The organism is Arthrobacter sp. (genome assembly GCF_031179985.1).
Lineage (GTDB): Bacteria > Actinomycetota > Actinomycetes > Actinomycetales > Micrococcaceae > Arthrobacter.
The window spans coordinates 108,008-126,328 of sequence record NZ_JAPSHJ010000005.1 but is presented as its reverse complement, the minus strand read 5'-3'; the positions used below and the strand labels follow the sequence as shown (position 1 = coordinate 126,328).

At 62.9% G+C, this 18,321-nt stretch carries 12 protein-coding genes; 3 read left to right on the top strand and 9 right to left on the bottom strand.

Annotation, left to right across the window (positions count from 1 at the left end; translation table 11 throughout):
• Positions 1-3 precede the first annotated feature (3 nt).
• The 7 genes from RIN13_RS04210 to RIN13_RS04180 all read right to left on the bottom strand — a co-directional run bounded on the left by RIN13_RS04210 (position 4) and on the right by RIN13_RS04180 (position 8,557).
• A complete protein-coding gene (locus RIN13_RS04210; protein ID WP_309106081.1) occupies positions 4-1,602 on the bottom strand; it encodes a glycoside hydrolase family 32 protein in 1,599 nt (532 codons plus the stop codon).
• Positions 1,599-2,669: an ATP-binding cassette domain-containing protein gene (locus tag RIN13_RS04205; protein WP_309106080.1), complete on the bottom strand. Its 1,071-nt coding sequence runs from the start codon at positions 2,667-2,669 to the stop codon at positions 1,599-1,601. Before RIN13_RS04205 ends, RIN13_RS04210 begins: the two co-directional genes overlap by 4 nt.
• Complete coding sequence (locus RIN13_RS04200; protein ID WP_309106079.1) at positions 2,666-3,628, bottom strand: ABC transporter ATP-binding protein; 963 nt, start codon at positions 3,626-3,628, stop codon at positions 2,666-2,668. The genes RIN13_RS04205 and RIN13_RS04200 overlap by 4 nt, the downstream gene beginning before the upstream one ends.
• A complete protein-coding gene (locus tag RIN13_RS04195; RefSeq protein WP_309106078.1) occupies positions 3,625-4,551 on the bottom strand; it encodes an ABC transporter permease in 927 nt (308 codons plus the stop codon). Before RIN13_RS04195 ends, RIN13_RS04200 begins: the two co-directional genes overlap by 4 nt.
• Positions 4,552-4,561: 10 nt before the next feature.
• Positions 4,562-5,539 carry an ABC transporter permease gene (locus RIN13_RS04190; RefSeq protein ID WP_309106077.1) on the bottom strand — a complete coding sequence of 326 codons (978 nt, stop codon included), beginning with the start codon at positions 5,537-5,539 and terminating at the stop codon, positions 4,562-4,564.
• 192 nt (positions 5,540-5,731) lie between these two features.
• Positions 5,732-7,408, bottom strand: a complete 1,677-nt coding sequence (locus tag RIN13_RS04185; RefSeq protein ID WP_309106076.1) for an ABC transporter substrate-binding protein — start codon at positions 7,406-7,408, stop codon at positions 5,732-5,734.
• Positions 7,409-7,486: 78 nt separating this feature from the next.
• Positions 7,487-8,557, bottom strand: a complete 1,071-nt coding sequence (locus RIN13_RS04180; protein ID WP_309106075.1) for a LacI family DNA-binding transcriptional regulator — start codon at positions 8,555-8,557, stop codon at positions 7,487-7,489.
• A gap of 237 nt (positions 8,558-8,794) precedes the next feature.
• Between RIN13_RS04180 and RIN13_RS04175 the strand changes: the two genes are divergently transcribed.
• From RIN13_RS04175 to RIN13_RS04165, 3 genes are all read left to right on the top strand, one after another.
• Entirely contained in the window at positions 8,795-11,452 is a 2,658-nt protein-coding gene (locus RIN13_RS04175; RefSeq protein WP_309106074.1) for a GH32 C-terminal domain-containing protein, read from the top strand.
• 206 nt (positions 11,453-11,658) lie between these two features.
• A complete protein-coding gene (locus RIN13_RS04170) occupies positions 11,659-12,702 on the top strand; it encodes a LacI family DNA-binding transcriptional regulator (protein WP_309106073.1) in 1,044 nt (347 codons plus the stop codon).
• Positions 12,703-12,845: 143 nt separating this feature from the next.
• Positions 12,846-15,422 (top strand): GH32 C-terminal domain-containing protein, encoded by a 2,577-nt coding sequence (locus tag RIN13_RS04165; RefSeq protein WP_309106072.1) that lies wholly within the window; start codon positions 12,846-12,848, stop codon positions 15,420-15,422.
• 190 nt (positions 15,423-15,612) lie between these two features.
• Here the strand turns inward: RIN13_RS04165 and RIN13_RS04160 are convergent, their stop codons facing one another.
• Positions 15,613-16,317, bottom strand: a complete 705-nt coding sequence (locus RIN13_RS04160; protein ID WP_309106071.1) for a sigma-70 family RNA polymerase sigma factor — start codon at positions 16,315-16,317, stop codon at positions 15,613-15,615.
• Positions 16,318-16,494: 177 nt separating this feature from the next.
• Entirely contained in the window at positions 16,495-18,114 is a 1,620-nt protein-coding gene (locus RIN13_RS04155; RefSeq protein WP_309106070.1) for a collagen-binding domain-containing protein, read from the bottom strand.
• Between the last annotated feature and the right edge of the window lie 207 nt (positions 18,115-18,321).

The window sequence follows — 18,321 nt, the reverse complement described above, 5'->3', positions numbered from 1 at the left end:
GGTTCAAGGAAAGAGCAGGCGCTCGCTGCCGAAGATTTCCCCCATTGTCCAGGCGTCGAAACGGACCACGCGGGCTGTCCCTTCAGTGGCATCGAGGCTGATGCCCCCTCCGCCAAGCCGCGGGTACACGCGTGCTGTGAGAGGTTTGCCGTTCGCAAAGATCTCGACGGCGGAACGGTCCACGATGACACGCAGGGAAACCCGCCCGCCTGGCATGGGCACCGGCCCCTCCCTGGGATCAGTGTCGACGTCGCCTTCCAGGCTGCTCCGGGTCCGGTCGAGCCGCAGTGTGCCCCGGCTGACGGCCTCACCGCTGCTTTCGCTGGCATCCTCCCGGGAAAGCTCGATGGCGGTCTGCTCGATCGGGGTCCCGTCGGCGTCCCATGTCTCCAGCACCCCCAGGCGGACGACGGCGCCGGGATCCAGTTCCAGCTCCAGCTCAAGGTCCAGTTGGGGGCCCGCAACGCCTGTGACAACACCCGGTCCCGATGTGGACTCCGTGATCATGGCAGGGGTCACACCAACGTGCTCCCGGCGGAGCGCAGCTACCTCGGGCACGGGCGCGAAAGACAGGGAGCCGTCGGAGTCACGTGAGACAACCCGTGGAAGGCTCATTACCCCCGACCATCCCGCTTCCACGGAGGTATCTGCCTCTCGCCCCTCCTGCAGCCATCCAAACATGATCCGGCGGCCCGACTCGTCCTGGAACGACTGCGGTGCGTAGAAATAGCGGCCGCCGTAGTCGAGCCGGTTCAGTGCGTTTGGTTCGAACGCGTCACCGGAGTATCGCCCTGTCCAATAGAGGGGATGGTGCGTGACGCCGTCGTCCCAGGCCGAGAAGACAAGCACATGCGAATCCCCCTCCGAAGCGCCCGAGGCATCCGGCACCTGTCCGGGTGCACCGCCGTCGGCACGGAACAGGTCCACGCACTCCCACATGGTGCCCGTCCAGTCCGCGTCCGTGGGGCTGCCCTGTGACGAGTCGCCGATACAGAGGGGACCGATGTACTCCCAGGTCCGCAGGTCCGCCGATTCGTACAGGAACGCAGTTCCGCCGCACCCGCGGATGCCTGAGCCGACCAGCTGCCGCCACCGGCCTCCCTCCTGCCAGACGCAGTGGTCGCGGTAGGCGGTGATGTCGAGGTCGGCAGGTGGTGCCGCTATCACGGGGTTGTCCGCAAACTTGCTCCAGCTGAGCAGGTCCGGGCTCCCGGTCGCGACACAAGGCAGCTCATGCTCCCCGTGCCGGCCGGAGTAAACGATGGTGGGCGTGCCGCCGTCGTTCACCAAAACCCCTGACCAGCAACCGTCAGCGTCGGTGCTGTCCGGACCGCCCGCAGACAGCGCCACAGGCTGGTCCTTCCAGGTCACCAGGTCCGTGCTGGTGGCATGGCCCCACTGGATGCGGTGATGGAAGGCGCCCTCGGGGTTGTACTGGTAGAAGAGGTGGTAGGTGCCGTCCCACTGCGCAACACCGTTGGGGTCGTTGAGCCAACCCGCCGGGGATACAAAGTGGAAGCGGGGCCGGAGGGGGTCGGCAGCCGCACGGGCGACGAGTTCGTCCCGGGGCACGGTGGCCAGCGGGTGCGTAAGTTCTGTCATGCGGAAGCTGTGTTGTCGGTAGGTTCAGCTGCCAGGGCATGGCCGCCAGCACCGGGTTGCGGGCGGTATAGATGGCACCTCACCCAGTGACTGTTTTCGGGGTCGCCCACGCGGTGACGAACGGGTTCCTCGGCCGAGCAGGCCTGGTTTGGGTCGCCGTCGAACGTGCAGGTGGTCGAAGCCATCACAGCCTGCCGCAGCTCGGCACGGCGGACGGGATCGTAGGATCCCGCCCGGGCCGGATCCGGGACGGCTGAGACCAGCAGTTGCGTGTACGGGTGGGCAGGGTTGGCCAGGAGGTCCAGGGATTCCCCTTCTTCAACGAGCTCTCCCGCGAACATGACCACCGTCCGGTCCGCGAGGTATCGGGCCGAGGCGAGGTCGTGCGTGATGTAGAGCATGGAGATGCCCTGCTCGTCGCGGAGCTTCCGCATGAGGTTCAGCACGCCGATCCGGACCGAGACATCCAACATGGAGGTGGGTTCGTCGGCGAGGATGACCTGTGGCTCAACAGCCAAGGCCCGGGCAATCGCGACGCGCTGGCGCTGCCCGCCGGAGAGCTCGTGCGGGTAGGAGTTCAGCATGTCGGCCTGCAGGCCCACAGTGGTCATAAGCTCCCCGAGTCGCTGCTGCGTCGCTGTCTCGGAGTTGCCGCCCTTCCGGTGGATCGCCAGCGACCTCCGCAGGAAGTGCTCCACTCTATGCGCAGGATTCAGCGAGCCGAAGGGATCCTGGAAGACCATCTGCAGTTGGGAGCGGAAGGCTCGGGACGCCTGGAAACGGTCGCGCTTGAGGACGTCGACGCCGTCGATGAGGATCTGGCCGGAGCTCGGCTTTTCCAGCCGTGCAACGCACCGGGCCAGGGTGCTCTTACCGGACCCGGACTCTCCCACGAGGGCCACGATTTCGCCGCGGCCAATGGTCAGGTCTACGCCGTGCAGGGCCCGGACGGAATCCCGAGAGAATAAGCCACCTATAGGGAAAGACTTTCCTAGTCCGCGGACCTCGAGGGCTGGAGCCTCGGTGTCGGCGGAGGGGCGCTGGGATGACAGTACAGCGTGACTCATCGTGCGGCTCCTTCCATGATGGCGGTGTCAGCCGCTGAAGCGTCGGCACTGACTGGTGCCACGAAATGGCCAGGTGCTGCTTCCGTAAGGTCCGGAATGTTCCGGAACTTCACGCCGTCGGGTAGTCCCGTCAGCGGAACCCGCGGACCGGTGAGCGGCGGGAACGCACTCATCAGCGCCTGGGTGTACGGGTGGCGGGGGTTTGTGTAGACATCCTGGGCCTTGGCGGTCTCCACGATCCGGCCGCCGTACATCACGGCCATGCGGTGCGAGAGCTCCACCATGAGGGACATGTCGTGGGTGATAAAGAGGACCGAGAAGCCCAGTTCGCGTTGGAGTTCCTTGATTTGGGCCATGATTTCCTGCTGCACCACCACGTCCAGCGCGGTGGTGGGTTCGTCCAGGATCAAAACGGACGGCTTGAGCGCCACGGCCATGGCGATCACCGCACGCTGGCGCATGCCGCCCGAGAGCTGGTGCGGGTAGGACTTCAGGCGTGCGGAGTCGATCCTCACCAATTCGAGCAACTCACCGGCCCGCCGCAGTGATTCCTTGCGCGTGTAGCCCGCATGTGTGGTGAAAATATCCACGATCTGCTCTCCGATGGTCAGCACCGGATTCAGCGAGTTCATGGCCGACTGGAACACCATGGCCACGTCCTGCCAGCGGAAGCGGCGCAGCTCCTCCTGGCTCATGGCCAGGACGTCCTTGCCGCCGAAGGAGATGCTGCCGCCGGCGATCTTCGCGGGATCTTTCAGGAGCCGCATGACCGAGTTGGCGATGGTGGACTTCCCGCAGCCGGACTCGCCCGCCAGCCCGAACACCTCACCCGTGCCGATACTGAAGGAAACACGGTCGACGGCGGTGGTGGAGCGGGTGTCACCGATGTACTTGACGGTGAGGTTCTTGACCTCGAGGACTGGCTCGTGGGAACCGAAGGAAACTTGGGAGACTGTCATTTTGCGGCGCTCCTTTCGGTAATTTTTGGGGTTTTGATTTTCCTCAGCCGGGGGTTGGTGACCTCGTCCACGGCGTAGTTGACGAGCGCTAGTGCGAACGCGACCAGCGCGATGCAGACACCCGAGGGCACAAAGACCCACCAGCTGCCGGTCAGCAGGGCGCCCTCGTTGCCGGCCCAGAAGAGGTTGTTGCCCCAGGAGACCGTGCTGACGTCACCCAAGCCAAGGAACTCCAGCCCTGCCTGGGCGCCGATGCCGTAGATCACGCAGGCCAGCAGGGTACCCATGACGATTGAGGCCATGTTCGGCAGGATCTCGCGGAACATGATCCTGCCCGCCCGTTCCCCGGACACCACGGCTGCGGCCACAAAGTCCTTTGAGCGGATGGACAGCGCCTGGGAGCGCAACACACGTGCCGACCCGGCCCAGCCGGTTACAACGAGGACCAGGATCACGGTTCCCAGACCCGGCGGCAGGAACGCCGCCAGGATGACAAGAAGCGGCAATCCGGGCAGGAGCAGGAAGATGTTGGTTACCAGGGACAGTGCTTCGTCAATGAACTTGCCAAAGTACGCCGAGGCCAGGCCCACCAAAATGCCAATGAAGGTGGACGCGAAGCCGACAGTCAACCCAACGAACAGGGAACTGCGTGAGCCGTGGACAGTCAGGGCGAGCACATCCTGGCCTTTGGCCGTGGTGCCTAGCCAGTGCTCGGAAGACGGTTCCAGCGAGGCCATCGCGGTGATCCGCGACGGGTCTCCAGGGAACAGCACGGGGGCCAGCAAAGCAAGCGCAATGAACACGAGCATCACGATCATGCCCACCAGGGCCTTCTTGTTGGTGATAAGCCCGTGGACGAAACTGCGGTTGGGCTTGCGGGCAGCTGTGTGCTCAACGGGCTGCTTCAGAATTGCGGTTGTCATGATGGGTCCCTCAGTTGCTGCGCACGCGCGGGTCGAGACGGACGTAGAGGATGTCCACCAGGAAGTTCGCCAACAGCACGGCGGCGGTGATGGTCAGGAACAGGCCCTGCATGAGCGGGTAGTCGAGGCCTTGGACTGCATTGAGGAGCTGGTAGCCAACACCGGGGTATGCGAACACCACCTCGGTGAGCAACGCACCACCCACCACAAAGCCCAGCCCCATGCCGAAGCTCGTGACCGACGGCAACATGGCGTTCCGTGCTGCGTAGCGGAGCATGATCCGGCCCGGCCGGAGACCCTTTGCCTCGGCCATGGTGATGTAATCCTCCGAATTCGTGGCGATCATGGTGTTCCGCATGCCCAACATCCAGCCGCCTATGGATACCAGCACAATCGTCAACGCCGGCAGTACAAGGTGAGCACCGACGTCGCCGATGAACTCCCAGGTAAACGCGGGCTCCAATCCGTCCGTGAATGCGTGGCGGATCGGGAACCAGCCCAGCACCACGCCGAACAAGTACAGCGCACCCATCGCGAGCCAGAAATACGGGAACGAACCGATGAACACCAGCACCGGCGGCAGCGCCGAATCGATCACCCCGCCGCGTCGCCAGGCTGCGAGGATGCCGAGCAGGTTGCCCACGACGGCGGCAATCACCAGCGCGGTACCGCCCAGCAGGAGGGTCCAGCCGATCTGGGTCGAGATAACCTCGGTGACTGGAGTCGGGAAACGCGAGATGGAGACGCCCATCTGGCCGGTGAACACGTTATGCAGGTAGCCGATGTATTGCTCCCAGAGGGGCCGGCTGTCGACTCCGAGCAGCTTGCGCAGAGCCTCTATCTGTTCAGGCTGCAATCTGTCCTGGGAGCGGGCAAACATGCGGGAGACGGGGTCGCCGGGCATGAAGCGCGGGAGCAGGAAGTTCAGGGTGATGGATGCCCAGAAGGCGATCAGGTAGAAACCAAGACGGCGGAGAATGAAGCGCACGGTTTCCCTCCATTTCGGGAATTATGGAACTTTTGGGGCCACGCCCGGCTGGCTTGTCCCTCTATACGGGGAGGCGCCGCCGGGCGGGCAGTTCAGCGCTGGTCGCCGGGGATGCCGGCGACCAGCGGTGGGTGGGCCCACGCTGCCCGGGTTCCCTGGACGAAGCGAAGCGAGGCCAGGGAGGCGGTGGGACTACTTGCGCGGTTCCAGCGAGGTCAGCACCAGGACAGTGGTGGGCGCACGGACCGAGAGGGTTGCGTACGGGTTGTCCTGGGTGGGCCAGCCGATGAAGCGGGTGTCGTCGAAGGCACCCCATTCCGGGCCGGAGAAGAGCGGGACCAGCGGAGCGGCGTCGTTGTATTCTTCCTGCAGCTTGTTGACTATGTCCTTTTGCCTGGACTCGTCGGCCTCTGCAGCGAACTCGGCCAGCAGGGCATCAGCTTTGGTGTCTCCGAAGCGGTGGTAGTTGTCGAACGTCTTAGTGCCCACCGGCTTCACGGTCGCTGTGCCCATGGAGGTGCTGAAGTACTTGTACGGGCTGGGGTCGTTGGCACTCCACACAATGCCGGAATCAAAGTCGCCGGTCTCGTAGCCAGCCACCACGGCAGCCCAGTCCGGCGAATCAACCTTGACCGTCACGCCAACCTCGGCGAGGTTCTGTGAGATCACGTTGGCAACGGAGAGCCAGTCAGAAGACGTCGCACCCACGGAGATCTTGAACTCAAAAGGCTTGCCGTCCTTGAGCGTGCGTTTGCCGTCAGCACCCTTGGGATAGCCGGCTTTGTCCAGGAGGTCGTTCGCCGCCGGCACATCAAGCTTGGTCCAGGTGCAGTTGTCCTTGACCTCGCTGTTCTTCCAGGTCTCGTAGTTGCCGGAGAGCCCTGTGCAGTCGGCGGGCTTGGCATAGCCGCTCATGCCGATCTTGGTCACCTGATCACGGTCCACAGCCATGCTCAACGCCTTGCGAACGTCAACATCGTTGAACGGCGCCTTGGTGGTATTGAGCTGCCAGTTGATCATGGAACCTGTAGCCGGGAACCAGTATTGACGGTGTTCCTTGTCCTTGGAGACGAACGTCTTCTCAATGTTCGGAATGTACTGCGGAGCCCAGTCCACGTCGCCGTTAGCAGCGGCAAGGTTGGCCCCATCGTTGCCCGCAAAGGCGAGCATTTTGATACCGGCGATTTTCTGCTTTTCCGGCTGCCAGTAGTTGGGGTTCTTCTTCAGCACGAAGGACTGGGCCTGGAAGCTGTCCACCTCGGTGTACGGGCCGGTACCGACAGGCTTCGCGTTGGCGTCCTTCTCCGGATCGGCCAGCGCTGACCAAATGTGCTTCGGCAGGATGCTGAGCTGTCCCACCTCGTGGAGCGCTGGCGACCATGGCTTGTTGAAGTTGAACGTGACCGTGTTGGTGCCTTCAGCGGTTACCTTATCCAGGTAGTCGAAGCCGCCCTTAATCTTCTTCTGGAGTTCGAAGGTGTAGGCGATATCGTCCGCCACCAGCGGCTGACCATCAGACCACTTCACGCCGTCGCGCAAGGTGAAAGTGATGGACTTGCCGTCGTCGGCGGCCTTCCACTCCGTGGCGAGCCACGGCGTCGTGTTTCCCTTGGCCGGGTTGAAGATCAGCAGGGATTCGTAGATCGACTGCTGGACCATCGGATTCACGGTTGGCGCGAACGGATTGAAGTTCTGCACGAACGTACCCATGTCCTCACGCGGGATGGTCAGGAAGGCGTTCGCGTTCGCGCCTGCGTCCGTGCCGGCGGACTTATTGACGGTGGCAACGCAACCGGTCAGCAGCATTGCGCCTACCGCCAGTCCGGCCGCTGCCACGCGGGCAGACCTCAGGTATCGGGGTTGTGTCATGATGGGTATCTCTTTCCTATCTTCATCAGCAAGGTGAAGGGGTGGGTAAGGGTCAGCTCTTCGACATTGATTTCACGGTCAGACCGAAGAGCGTTCTAGCAGCGGACAGTCGACCAGTTGCTGGTCGGCAGTGATCGGCTGTCCTGCTGTCAGAGCGGCGAGCGTCCGGACTCCCAGAGCGCCCATTTTCTCGAAGGGCAACGCAACCGTGGTCAGCTTTGGCCTGAGGTAGGCCGCAATCAGTTCCTGGTTGTCGAAGCCGATCACAGCGATGTCCCCGGGGATGGTCAGGCCCCGTTCCTTAATGGCGTCGTAGGCGCCCATCGCCATGCGGTCATTGAGGCAGAACAGGGCGGTTGGCCGTTCATCTTTTGGATAACGGTCCAGGATTTCGCAGGCCGCCTCGTAGCCCCCGTCCGCCGTCGCATATCCGGACACCACCAGCTCCGGATCCAGTTCCAGCCCGGCGCCCGCCAGCGCGTCGCGTGCACCCTCCAAACGCCCGACGGCCGCCGGGATCTGCGGGTCCAGATTGATGACTCCGATCCTGCGGTGGCCAGCCACGAGCAAACGCTCGACGGCAACCCTGCCGCCGGCGCGTTCGTCCGGGACGATCGAGGGCAGCTTCCCGTCCGCATCGAAACAATTGATCAGGACAGTGGGAACCTCATGGGCGCTTTTCGGAACATGCACGCCGCGGTGGAACGTCGCCGCGTACAAAAGCCCTTCCACCCGTTGTTCCAGCAGCTTTTCAATGGCTGCATCTTCCATGCCCTGGTTGGGTCCTACGGCATCGGCCTGGTCGGAGGGCGCAATGAGAAGGAACCGGCGGTCAAGCCAGGCTTGGTCCTGGGCGCCCTTGATGACGTTCACTGCAAACGGGGCCGTCACGATTTCCGTGACCAGCCCGTACCAGTCGCTTCGCTGGGAGGCCAATGCACGTGCGCCGGCGTTTGGGCGGTAGCCCAGTTCCTGCACCGACTCAATGATGCGCTTGCGGGTTTCTTCCGAGATATTGGCGGTGGACCGGTTGTTCAGAACGAAGGACACGGTGGTGCGGCTGACGCCTGCATGGTTCGCGACGTCGTTCATGGTGACGCCCCGATCCCGCACTGCAGCCGACTTCGTGATGGGCCCGTTCTTCGCCATTGAAATTCTCCGGTGGTCTGCGTTGACGCCGTCGCTGTGACTGGCGGTAGTGCGTGAGTCTGATGTCCCTTAGGTCCGCGTCCACCTCGTGAGTAAAGCGCGTTACCAAGACGTGGGATCGAGGTTACGCGCGTTACTAAAGCGTGTCAACAACTTTTTTATTCATTGACTTGTCCCCTGGACTTAGCCTAGCGTTCCGTTCACTGACAACGTTGTCTACGGGGAAAGGCACGCGCAATGAAGGGCGAATTTTTAAATATGCACGCGAAACGAACATCAAGATTTCAATCTTTTCCGGCGCTGACGCTTGCGGGACTAACGCTTGCGGGCTTGCTCGCCGGGGGTGGTCCTGTCTCGGCGGGAGAGTCCGACGTCGGAAGCCCCCAAGGCAGCCTGGGGCAGGAACAGTACCGCCCGGCAGTCCATTTCTCGCCGGAAAAAAACTGGATGAACGATCCCAACGGGATGGTCTACCACAAGGGCGTTTACCACCTCTACTACCAGCACAACCCCTCGGGCAACACCTGGGGGAACATGTCCTGGGGGCATGCCACGTCTCCGGATCTGGTGCACTGGAAGGAGCAGCCGCTGGCCATCTCCACAGATGATCAGGAGGATGTTTTCTCGGGAAGCGTTGTGGTGGACAAGGACAATTCCACGGGCTTCGGAACTGCGGAGAACCCGCCCTTGGTCGCCATCTATACCAGCGCGTACAAGGACGTCTCCCCGCACCGCGGATTGCAGGCGCAGTCACTCGCGTACAGCCTTGATGACGGCCAGACCTGGACCAAATACAGCGAAAATCCCGTCCTGAACCGGAATTCGGCCAACTTCCGCGACCCCAAGGTCTTCTGGTACAGCTCCCCCGACGGCGGCGGCTACTGGGTCATGACAGCCGTAGAGGCCACCGACCACAAGGTGCTGCTCTACAAGTCCACGGACCTCAAGGACTGGACAGCCCTCAGCGAATTCGGGCCGGCCAACGCTACAGGCGGGCTCTGGGAGTGCCCGGATCTCTTCCCGCTGGCCGTGGACGGCGATCCGAACAACATCAAATGGGTCATGGTGGTCAACATCAATCCGGGCGGGGTGGCCGGGGGCTCGGCCGGCCAGTACTTCGTGGGCAGTTTCGATGGCACAACCTTCACCTCCGAGAGCACCAGGCCAAGCGAGTCCCTGCCGTCCGGAACGGCGATAGCTGGGTTCAACGACGGAAGTTACAACGGCTGGACCGTGAGCAATGAGCCCGGCAACTGGAAGAACGGACCCTTTGGCGACACACCAGCAGCAGGGTCCCTCCCCGGCCAGAGCCCTGTCACTGGCTTCGCCGGCGCCGGACTGGTCAATTCCTTCAACGACGGCGACTGGCCACTGGGCTCCATGTCCTCCCCCGACTTCACTGTGGACAGCGATTACATCAACTTCCTGGTGGGCGGCGGCCAGCACCCAAGCGTGTCCGACAAACTGGACAACACTCCCCCGGCCGGCGATCTGCTGTTCGACGGTTTTGAGGTTCCGGACGGCAGCACCCTCGCCGATGCCGGCTGGACTGGCACCGGTGACCTCGCGCCGTCGTTCCAGCCCGCCACCTCCGGCGGCGACTATTTCATCGGCGCCAAGCGAATCAACACTTGGGAAACCGGCGCCACCCCTGGCGACAATCGTCAAGGAACCCTCACGTCCCCCGAGTTCACTCTGACGCGCAACTTCATCAGCCTTCTGGTGGGCGGCGGCAAGCGCAGCCCCGAGAGCGGCCAGGTGCTTGAGGCCCAACTGCTGGTGGACGGCGGCGTCGTGCGGACATTGTCAGGGGACGACTCCGGCCAGCTCAATTGGAAGGGCTGGGACGTTTCGGAGTTTGCGGGCAAACAGGCGCAGCTGCGGATCGTCGATCAGGCCACCGGCGGCTGGGGGCACCTCACGCTCGACCACGTCATGCTGACCGACCAGGCGGCAGTGCCCCGTTCGGATGAAACCAGCGTAAACCTGGTGGTGGACGGCCAAGTGGTCCGGTCCACAACAGGAGCAAACAGTGAGGTTCTGGACTGGGCCAACTGGAACGTGTCCGAGTTCAAGGGCCGTCAGGCGCAGATCAGGATCGTTGACAACAACCGCTTCGGCTGGGGCCACATCCTGGCGGACGAATTCATTGCCTCGTCTGCACCGGCAAGGCCCCGGATCAACTCCTACGACTGGCTGGACTACGGCCGGGACTATTACGCCTCGGTCTCCTTCGGCAACATGCCCGAGGACAAACGAATCATGCTGGGCTGGATGAACAACTGGGACTACGCCAACACCATCCCCACCTCACCGTGGCGCAGTGCCATGTCCCTGCCGCGTGAAGTCTCGCTGACGCAAACACCTGCCGGGCCCCGGCTGGCCCAGAAGGCCGTGAAGCAAGTGGACAAGCTCGGCACCAAGGCGAGCTACAGCGACAGAAAGGGCGCCAGTATCACCCCGGGCACGCACCCCCTGCCGGCATCGGCCTCCGGTGACGTCCAGCGGATCGACGTAACGTTCGCGCCCGGAACAGCAGCAAAATCGGGCATCACAGTCCTTGGCGACGGGACACACTCCACGGTAATCGGCTACGACGCATCAAGCCGCGAGGTGTACGTGGACCGGGGCAACTCCGGAAACACCGGATTCCACCCCCTGTTCACCTCGGTCGACTCGGCCCCCGTCACGCTGAACGCCGACGGCACCGTGACACTGCGGATCTACGTTGACCGCTCCTCGGTGGAGGTCTTCGCCCAGGGCGGCCAACGGACCATCACAGACCAGGTGTTCCCCGGCCCGGGCGCAGGCGAGGTAGCACTGTTCGCCGACGGCGGCACTGCCCGCCTGAAGTCCCTGACCGTTACGCCGCTGCAGCAGTCAATGTTCAAGTAAAACAGAGCGCCCAGGCCAGGAGGTGGCCGTGGGTGGATCCCGCAAGCGCTCGGCTGGGAAACCCCAGCCGAGCGCTATTGTCCGGCGAGCGTTGAGTGCCTGCCGCCTAGGTGGCTGGTCTATTGACGCTGTTTGTGATGCAGGATACAGTTTCCGCAGTTATACGAATAACTCAGTTACTGGTTCGGTGGTCCAAGGAGGTCCTCATGGCTGGATCACGCCCCAAATCCGGACCCACAATGCACGATGTTGCGGCAGCCGCCGGCGTCTCGCAGGCCACCGTATCTTTGGTGCTGAATTCGGCGGGTGGTTCACGCTTCTCCGCGGAAACCCGGAAGCGCGTCCAGGATGCCGTGGACACACTCGGCTACCGCACCAATGCACACGCCAAAACCCTGCGCGAGGGTGTTTCCGGGATGATCGGCTTCGTTGGTGACTCCGTCGCCACGTCGCCGTTCGCCGGCGCCATTATCGAAGGGGCACAACAGCGGGCTTGGGAGGACGGACTCCTCCTGCTTACGGTCAACACCGGCGGCGACAAAGAGCTTGAGGCCGCATCCCTGGACACCATGCTCTCGTACAAGGTGGCCGGGGTGGTCTACGGTGCTATGTACCACCGGCGGCTGGACGTTCCGGAGGCCTTGACCGGCGTCCCCTCAGTTGTTCTCAACTCGCAGGACCGGGACGGGCGCGTTCCCAGCGTCGCGCCTGACGAAGTGCGTGGGGGCTACACCGCAACCCGCAGGCTGCTGGATGCAGGGCACTCTCGAATAGCCTTCTTCAACATTCAGAGCCTGGAAAGCGGACTCCCGGCCGCCGTCGGACGTCATGAAGGCTACCTGACAGCACTGGGCGAGGCGGGCCTGGAACCGGATCCGGCTCTCATCCGCTTTGGGCGGGGCGGCGAGGAAGACGGCTACGACTACACAATGGAACTGCTGACCGCCAACAAGCCACCAACCGCGATTTTTTGTGGCAACGACCGCGGCGCCTGGGGTGCCTACCAGGCAGTGTCAGACCTCCGCCTTTCCATCCCTCGTGACGTCTCGATCGTGGGGTTCGACAACCAGGCGATTCTGGCGCCAAACCTGCGTCCCGGCCTGACCACCCTTGAATTGCCGTTCGTCGCCATGGGCCGGCGCGCGGTCGAACTGATCCTCCAGGATACGGAACCAGATGGCCGGGTCGAGCTGATGGAGTGCCCTTTGATTGAACGCAATTCAGTCACCCGCCCTACGGAGATGCCCTGAGCCGCACCATCCGGCGAGCGTCCGAATGCGGCAACGTTGCCGCACTGAAAATTCTCTTTGTTCCGCCTGAGGAGAGCTTCCTCCGTCTCACAGTTATACGTATTACCCGTACTGGCAAGCCCCCAACACAAGGAAGTGGTTTTATGAACTACCCAATCCCCGCCCCCGGCCGACGCCTCCGCAGCCGGAGGCGCCGGGCCGCCGCAATTGCCACCGTTGCGCTGGCCCTCGCCGCCACTATGGCCACCGGCGTGCCCGCATCCTCCGTCGAATCTGAACCCGCCCCGTACACCGAGCAGTACCGGCCCCAGTTCCACTACACGCCGGAGAAGAACTGGATGAATGACCCCAACGGGATGGTGTTCTATGAGGGCGAGTACCACCTCTTCTACCAGCACAACCCGTCGGGCAACCAATGGGGGAACATGTCGTGGGGCCACGCGGTCAGTACGGACATGGTGCACTGGAATGAGCTGCCCGTCGCGATCCCACACGACGACGTTGAGATGGTTTTCTCGGGCAGCGCCGTCATCGACACCAACAACACCAGCGGGTTCGGCACCAAGGACAACCCGGCGATGGTGGCCGTGTACACACGTCTGGACAAGGCAACTGGCATCCAGTCGCAGGCATTGGCCTACAGCACCGACCGCGGGCGCACGTTCACGAAGTACGCCGACAACCCGGTCCTTGACATCGGTTCACGCGACTTCCGGGACCCGAAGGTGTTCTGGTATGAGCAGGGCCAGGAGTGGATCATGAGCGTGGCCCTGAGCGCCGAGCGCAAGGTTGCCTTCTACCGCTCGAGTGACCTGAAGACCTGGGAGCATCTCAGCAACTTCGGTCCGGCCGGCGCCACCGGCGGGGTCTGGGAGTGCCCGGACCTCTTCCCGCTTCCTGTGGACGGCGACAAGAAGAAGAGCAAATGGGTGCTGCTGGTCAACATTGGTTCGGGCGGCATCGCCGGCGGATCGGCTAACCAGTACTTCACCGGAACCTTCGACGGCAAGAACTTCGTCTCGGATGACAAACCATATGTCGCCCCGACCGGAATCGACGTCGGCAGTTTCGACGACGGCACGTACAGCGGATGGGCACCCGACGGCACTGCCTTCGGTACGGCGCCCGCCGCCGGGAACCTGCCCGGTCAGGGCGGCGTCTCCGACTGGGTCGGAGCCGGGCTGGCCAACAGCTTCAACAACTTCGACGGCGGTACCGGCACGCTGACCTCTCCCGAGTTCACTCTCAATGCCGGCTACCTCAACTTCAAAGTGGGCGGTGGCAAGCACCCCTATGTGCCCGGATCAACACTCAGCCCCTCGCCTCCTGCAGGAGAGGTCTTCGCCGACTTCGAGGGTAGCGGGTTCGGCGACGGGTGGGTGGCAACAGGTAACTTCGCCGGAACCGCCCCGGTGAAGGGGACTATCGGTGACCAGCAGCAAGTCACCGGCTACGTCGGCGATCAGCTGGTCAACACCTTCATCGACCACGACACGTCACAGGGAACCATCACATCCCCGGAATTCACCATCGCCAAGAGCCACATCAACCTGCTCGTCGGCGGAGGCAACCACCCCTATACCGCCGGCGAGCCGACCTCCGTTGACCTGCTCATCGACGGCGAGATCGTAAGGTCCGCCACAGGGGCCAACAATGAGGCCCTCAACTGGACGGGCTGGGACGTCTCGGAGTACGCCGGCAAGACTGCCACGATCCAGATCGTCGACAAGAGTTCAGGTGGCTGGGGACACATCAACGTTGACCACATCATGTTCTCCGACGAGGCGGCGGCAGCACGCGCCGTTGATACCTCCGTGCGCCTCGTCGTCGACGGCGAGGTGGTCAGGACGGCCACCGGCTCAGACAGCGAGGCGCTCGACTGGAATGGCTGGGATGTTCGGAACCTTCAAGGCAAGACCGCCCGGATCGTGGTGGCAGACAACAACACCGGTGGCTGGGGGCACATCTTGGCGGACCAGTTCAGCCTCTCGGACATACCAGCACTTTCCAGCGTCCAGCGGGCGCACTGGGTGGACTATGGCAAGGACAATTACGCCGGTGTGACGTTCGACGACGCCCCCTCTGACCGCCGCGTGATGATGGGCTGGATGAACAACTGGGACTACTCCGGCTCGATCCCGACCGACCCGTGGCGCAGTGCGATGACCGTGCCGCGCGAGCTGGGTCTCCGCAGCAGCGCTGAAGGTGTGCATCTGGTACAGCAGCCCGTCGCCGAGCTGCAGGACCTTCGCGGGGAAGCCGTGCTCAACGCCAAGAACCTGGCCGTTCCGGCAGGGTCCGCGCCGCTGCCGGCCACAGGCAAGTCATACGAGCTGACGGCAACGTTCGCAGCTGGTACGGCCAGCGAATTCGGTGTGAAGGTACGCACGGGCAACGGCCAGGAGACCCGGATCGGTTACGACCGGTCAGCCGGAGAGGTTTACGTCGACCGGACCAAATCGGGCGACGTAGGATTCAGCACCGATTTCGCCGGGGTACAACGTGCCCCTATGAAGGTTGGCTCCACCGGCGAGGTGACCCTGCGGGTTCTGGTCGACTGGTCCTCGGTGGAGGTCTTCGGCCAGGACGGCTCGGTGGCTATCACGGACCAGATCTTCCCCGACGCCGGCAGTGAGGGCCTCGAGGCCTTCGCCACTGACGGAGGTGCCGTCATCAAATCAGTGAAGGTAACGCCGCTGCGGTCCGTCTGGACCGAATAGGCGGAGAGCCAAAGAGTGGGGCGTCGGAACGATGTTTTGGCGCCCCCTCTGGAGGCCCCTTGTGGAGTCATCAACCTTGCAGTCCCCCACATGGTTGGCGGCGATGCAGGCCGAAGGCGGCTAATCCTGCAGCTGCCCAGGTTGTGGTCCGCCACTCTGCGTAAACAAGTGAACCACCTAAAAACTGCCCCTACGCCTGGTCCCGGCCGGACGTGCTGATATCAGGCCTGGACTGCAGCTCATAGGCGGCGCGGAGTCCGGCGCGGGCCCTGATAAGCAGTGCTGAGACAGCGTTCGGTTCTATGCCAAGCAGCGGGGCAATGTTTCTGGGCGGTTCGCCCATCACTTCGGCATGCCACAGCACAGTCCGCCACCGCTCAGGCAATGAGCGCATCGCCGCGGCAATGTTCTCATGCTCGAACACTGACAGAATCGTTTCCAAGGCAGGGTCCTCTACCGCCTCGGCATCCAAGTGGCTCAAACAGGAAGTACTCTCCTGCGCACGTTTAGTCCATAGGGAGTTTACGACTGACCGAACGCAGGTGCTCAGGTATGGCCCGAAGGTATCTGTGGGGCCAAACCCGTTCCGGATAGCGCTAACAGCCTTGGTGAAGGCTTCGTGCAGAATGTCCTCCGCATCCTCAGACGAGTTGAGGAGGGATCTGGCGAACTGGAGCCCCTGAACACGATGGCGCTCATAGAGCTGAGCCATTGCCGCAGGCTCCCCGCTCCTCACCCCCATAATCAGGCGGGCCTCGGAAACGCCCGGGATCAGCTTGTCAGTCTGCCTTGGAACCTTCCCGGCGGCGGCGATGACGCTCCCCAAATGAAAACGCGAACGGTCCTGCTGTGGCGCTTCCCAAGGCAGCACGGCCCCATAATTCTGCACAGTCATTCATCCCGTCGTTGGGCCCCAAACCGCTGGAGGCGATGAAGTTGCTTTGCTCTTATACGACCGAAATAGCAATTCCTGACGCTAAATCGGCAAACAGTTTTCTTGCCCTGCCCCCACCTGCCAATCCCCACCCGGAGGGGGCAGGGATTGGCAGGATGAAAACCGCAGTGGGGTGGACTAGTGCCTGGCCCGGTTGCCGGCAGCCCGCTTGCCTTCATGGCGGCGGTTCAGTGCCACGGCCAGAGCGCCGCCGAACATTAGAACGAGAGCGATGGCGACCATCCATGCACGGTCGAAGCCGGTCTCTGCGAGCTGATCTGATGAAGCGCTCTGCAGCGCTCCGGTGGTGGTTGGGGTGGACGATTCGGGTACAGAAGCAACTACCGGAGCCGTCGTGGATGACGTCGGGTCGGCCGATGACGTCGGGCCAACGGTTGCGGCCTGACCCGGACGGGTGACGGTGGGCTCAGGAGTGGACGACGGCGTAACGGTCACCTCAGGCGACGGCGTAACAGTCTCCTCAGGCGACGGTGTCACGGTCACCTCAGGCGACGGCGTAACCGATGCCGACGGTGTCACGGTCACCTCAGGCGACGGCGTAACCGATGCCGACGGTGTCACGGTCACCTCAGGCGACGGCGTAACCGATGCCGACGGTGTCACGGTCACCTCAGGCGACGGCGTAACCGATGCCGACGGCGTAACAGTCACCTCAGGCGACGGTGTCACGGTCACCTCGGTGCAAGCCGCCGCTGCATAGCTCCAGTGGTGGATCTCGCCTGCCGCGGTGATATTGATGCTTTCCGCAAGGATCTGGCCACGAAGCGGGTTGTTGCGGTTGTAGTCCAGCGCAGCGTCAGGGGCCAGCAGCATCCCGCTCATTTCTGTCGCGCCAACAAGGCGCAGGTTTTCCCAGCCCTCGAAGTTCCAAACGACCCAGGGGGCAAAGTATCGGTCCGAAACCGGATCGCCGTTGAACCTCACTCCTCCAACGTCCCTGGAACCGTCGGGTATGACGTTGATAACCAGCCGCGTATCATCGCTGGGAGTGGCTCCGTTGAAGTTCACTGCAGTGACACCAGCCAGACTGGCAGCGCTAACACTCCAGACATTGGTTTCTCCTTCTTGGAGTACCAGCTGGACCTCGCCGCTACCTGTAGTGGAAACCTGCGCGACGTCATCGCCCTCGGTCAGAGCTGCGTACTGAGTCGAGAGAGTGCGCAACCGGTCGAAGTAGTCGGCCGGAAAAGCTTCACTGTACGTCTCGGCGGCTGCCGTGTAGTCGGCGACGCTGCTCTGGCCGGCGCCGAACTGCGATTTCACATAGCGGTTGCCGTCATGCTGCACGAGCCTCCCATCGGCTGTAACACTCAGGCCGCTGGTGTCGGTGATCTTGCCGAATCCTGCATTCAGGTCAAGCTTCTGGCCGCTGCTGTAGTCGATAGTTCCTCCTACCAGGAGTTGGGTCGCAGAACTCCCAATCGTCGGCAGCGCGCCCCCGTCGGAGTTATCCAAAAGGTTGTACAGGCCAAAACTGACGTCGCCGCCAGCTGCCAGGCTTCCCTCGATTTCGCCGCCCGCGCCGGTTGAGCCGAGAGCAGCATTGTCTTCCACAATGACTGTGAAGTTGTGCGTTTTTGCGAGCGGGTTCAGGCAAGTCGGTGATCCTGATGTTGCGGAGGCGGCAACGGCGGATCCAACAGCAACGGCCATCAGGGCAGCGCCTCCCGCGACAACACGGGTGAAGCTTGAAGCGGCCAGGGGTCTCCGGGCGGCAAGGTTTCTAGATCTGAGCATCGTGGAGTGAACTTTCTTTTTGAGCGCGCCAATTCTCGGATGGAGGGCTGGCGGCTGTCTGTAGGGCCCGAATTCACGTTGATCGTGGTCAGGGCTGCCACCAAAAGAACACAGCGGCAATGAGAGGCTACTGACGCGTAACTGTCGAATTGTTCGAATCGACGGTTCCTGACTGGAAAAAGTCCCCTTTTTGAGCGAACCTTGATC

What these genes read in the sequence shown, in the direction of transcription:
- RIN13_RS04200 (WP_309106079.1), bottom strand. Translation starts at nt 3,628, where the DNA reads ATGACAGTCTCCCAAGTTTCCTTCGGTTCCCACGAGCCAGTCCTCGAG.
- RIN13_RS04165 (WP_309106072.1), top strand. Translation starts at nt 12,846, where the DNA reads ATGAACTACCCAATCCCCGCCCCCGGCCGACGCCTCCGCAGCCGGAGG.
- RIN13_RS04175 (WP_309106074.1), top strand. Translation starts at nt 8,795, where the DNA reads ATGAAGGGCGAATTTTTAAATATGCACGCGAAACGAACATCAAGATTT.
- RIN13_RS04160 (WP_309106071.1), bottom strand. Translation starts at nt 16,317, where the DNA reads ATGACTGTGCAGAATTATGGGGCCGTGCTGCCTTGGGAAGCGCCACAG.
- RIN13_RS04205 (WP_309106080.1), bottom strand. Translation starts at nt 2,669, where the DNA reads ATGAGTCACGCTGTACTGTCATCCCAGCGCCCCTCCGCCGACACCGAG.
- RIN13_RS04170 (WP_309106073.1), top strand. Translation starts at nt 11,659, where the DNA reads ATGGCTGGATCACGCCCCAAATCCGGACCCACAATGCACGATGTTGCG.
- RIN13_RS04185 (WP_309106076.1), bottom strand. Translation starts at nt 7,408, where the DNA reads ATGACACAACCCCGATACCTGAGGTCTGCCCGCGTGGCAGCGGCCGGA.
- RIN13_RS04195 (WP_309106078.1), bottom strand. Translation starts at nt 4,551, where the DNA reads ATGACAACCGCAATTCTGAAGCAGCCCGTTGAGCACACAGCTGCCCGC.
- RIN13_RS04155 (WP_309106070.1), bottom strand. Translation starts at nt 18,114, where the DNA reads ATGCTCAGATCTAGAAACCTTGCCGCCCGGAGACCCCTGGCCGCTTCA.
- RIN13_RS04210 (WP_309106081.1), bottom strand. Translation starts at nt 1,602, where the DNA reads ATGACAGAACTTACGCACCCGCTGGCCACCGTGCCCCGGGACGAACTC.
- RIN13_RS04180 (WP_309106075.1), bottom strand. Translation starts at nt 8,557, where the DNA reads ATGGCGAAGAACGGGCCCATCACGAAGTCGGCTGCAGTGCGGGATCGG.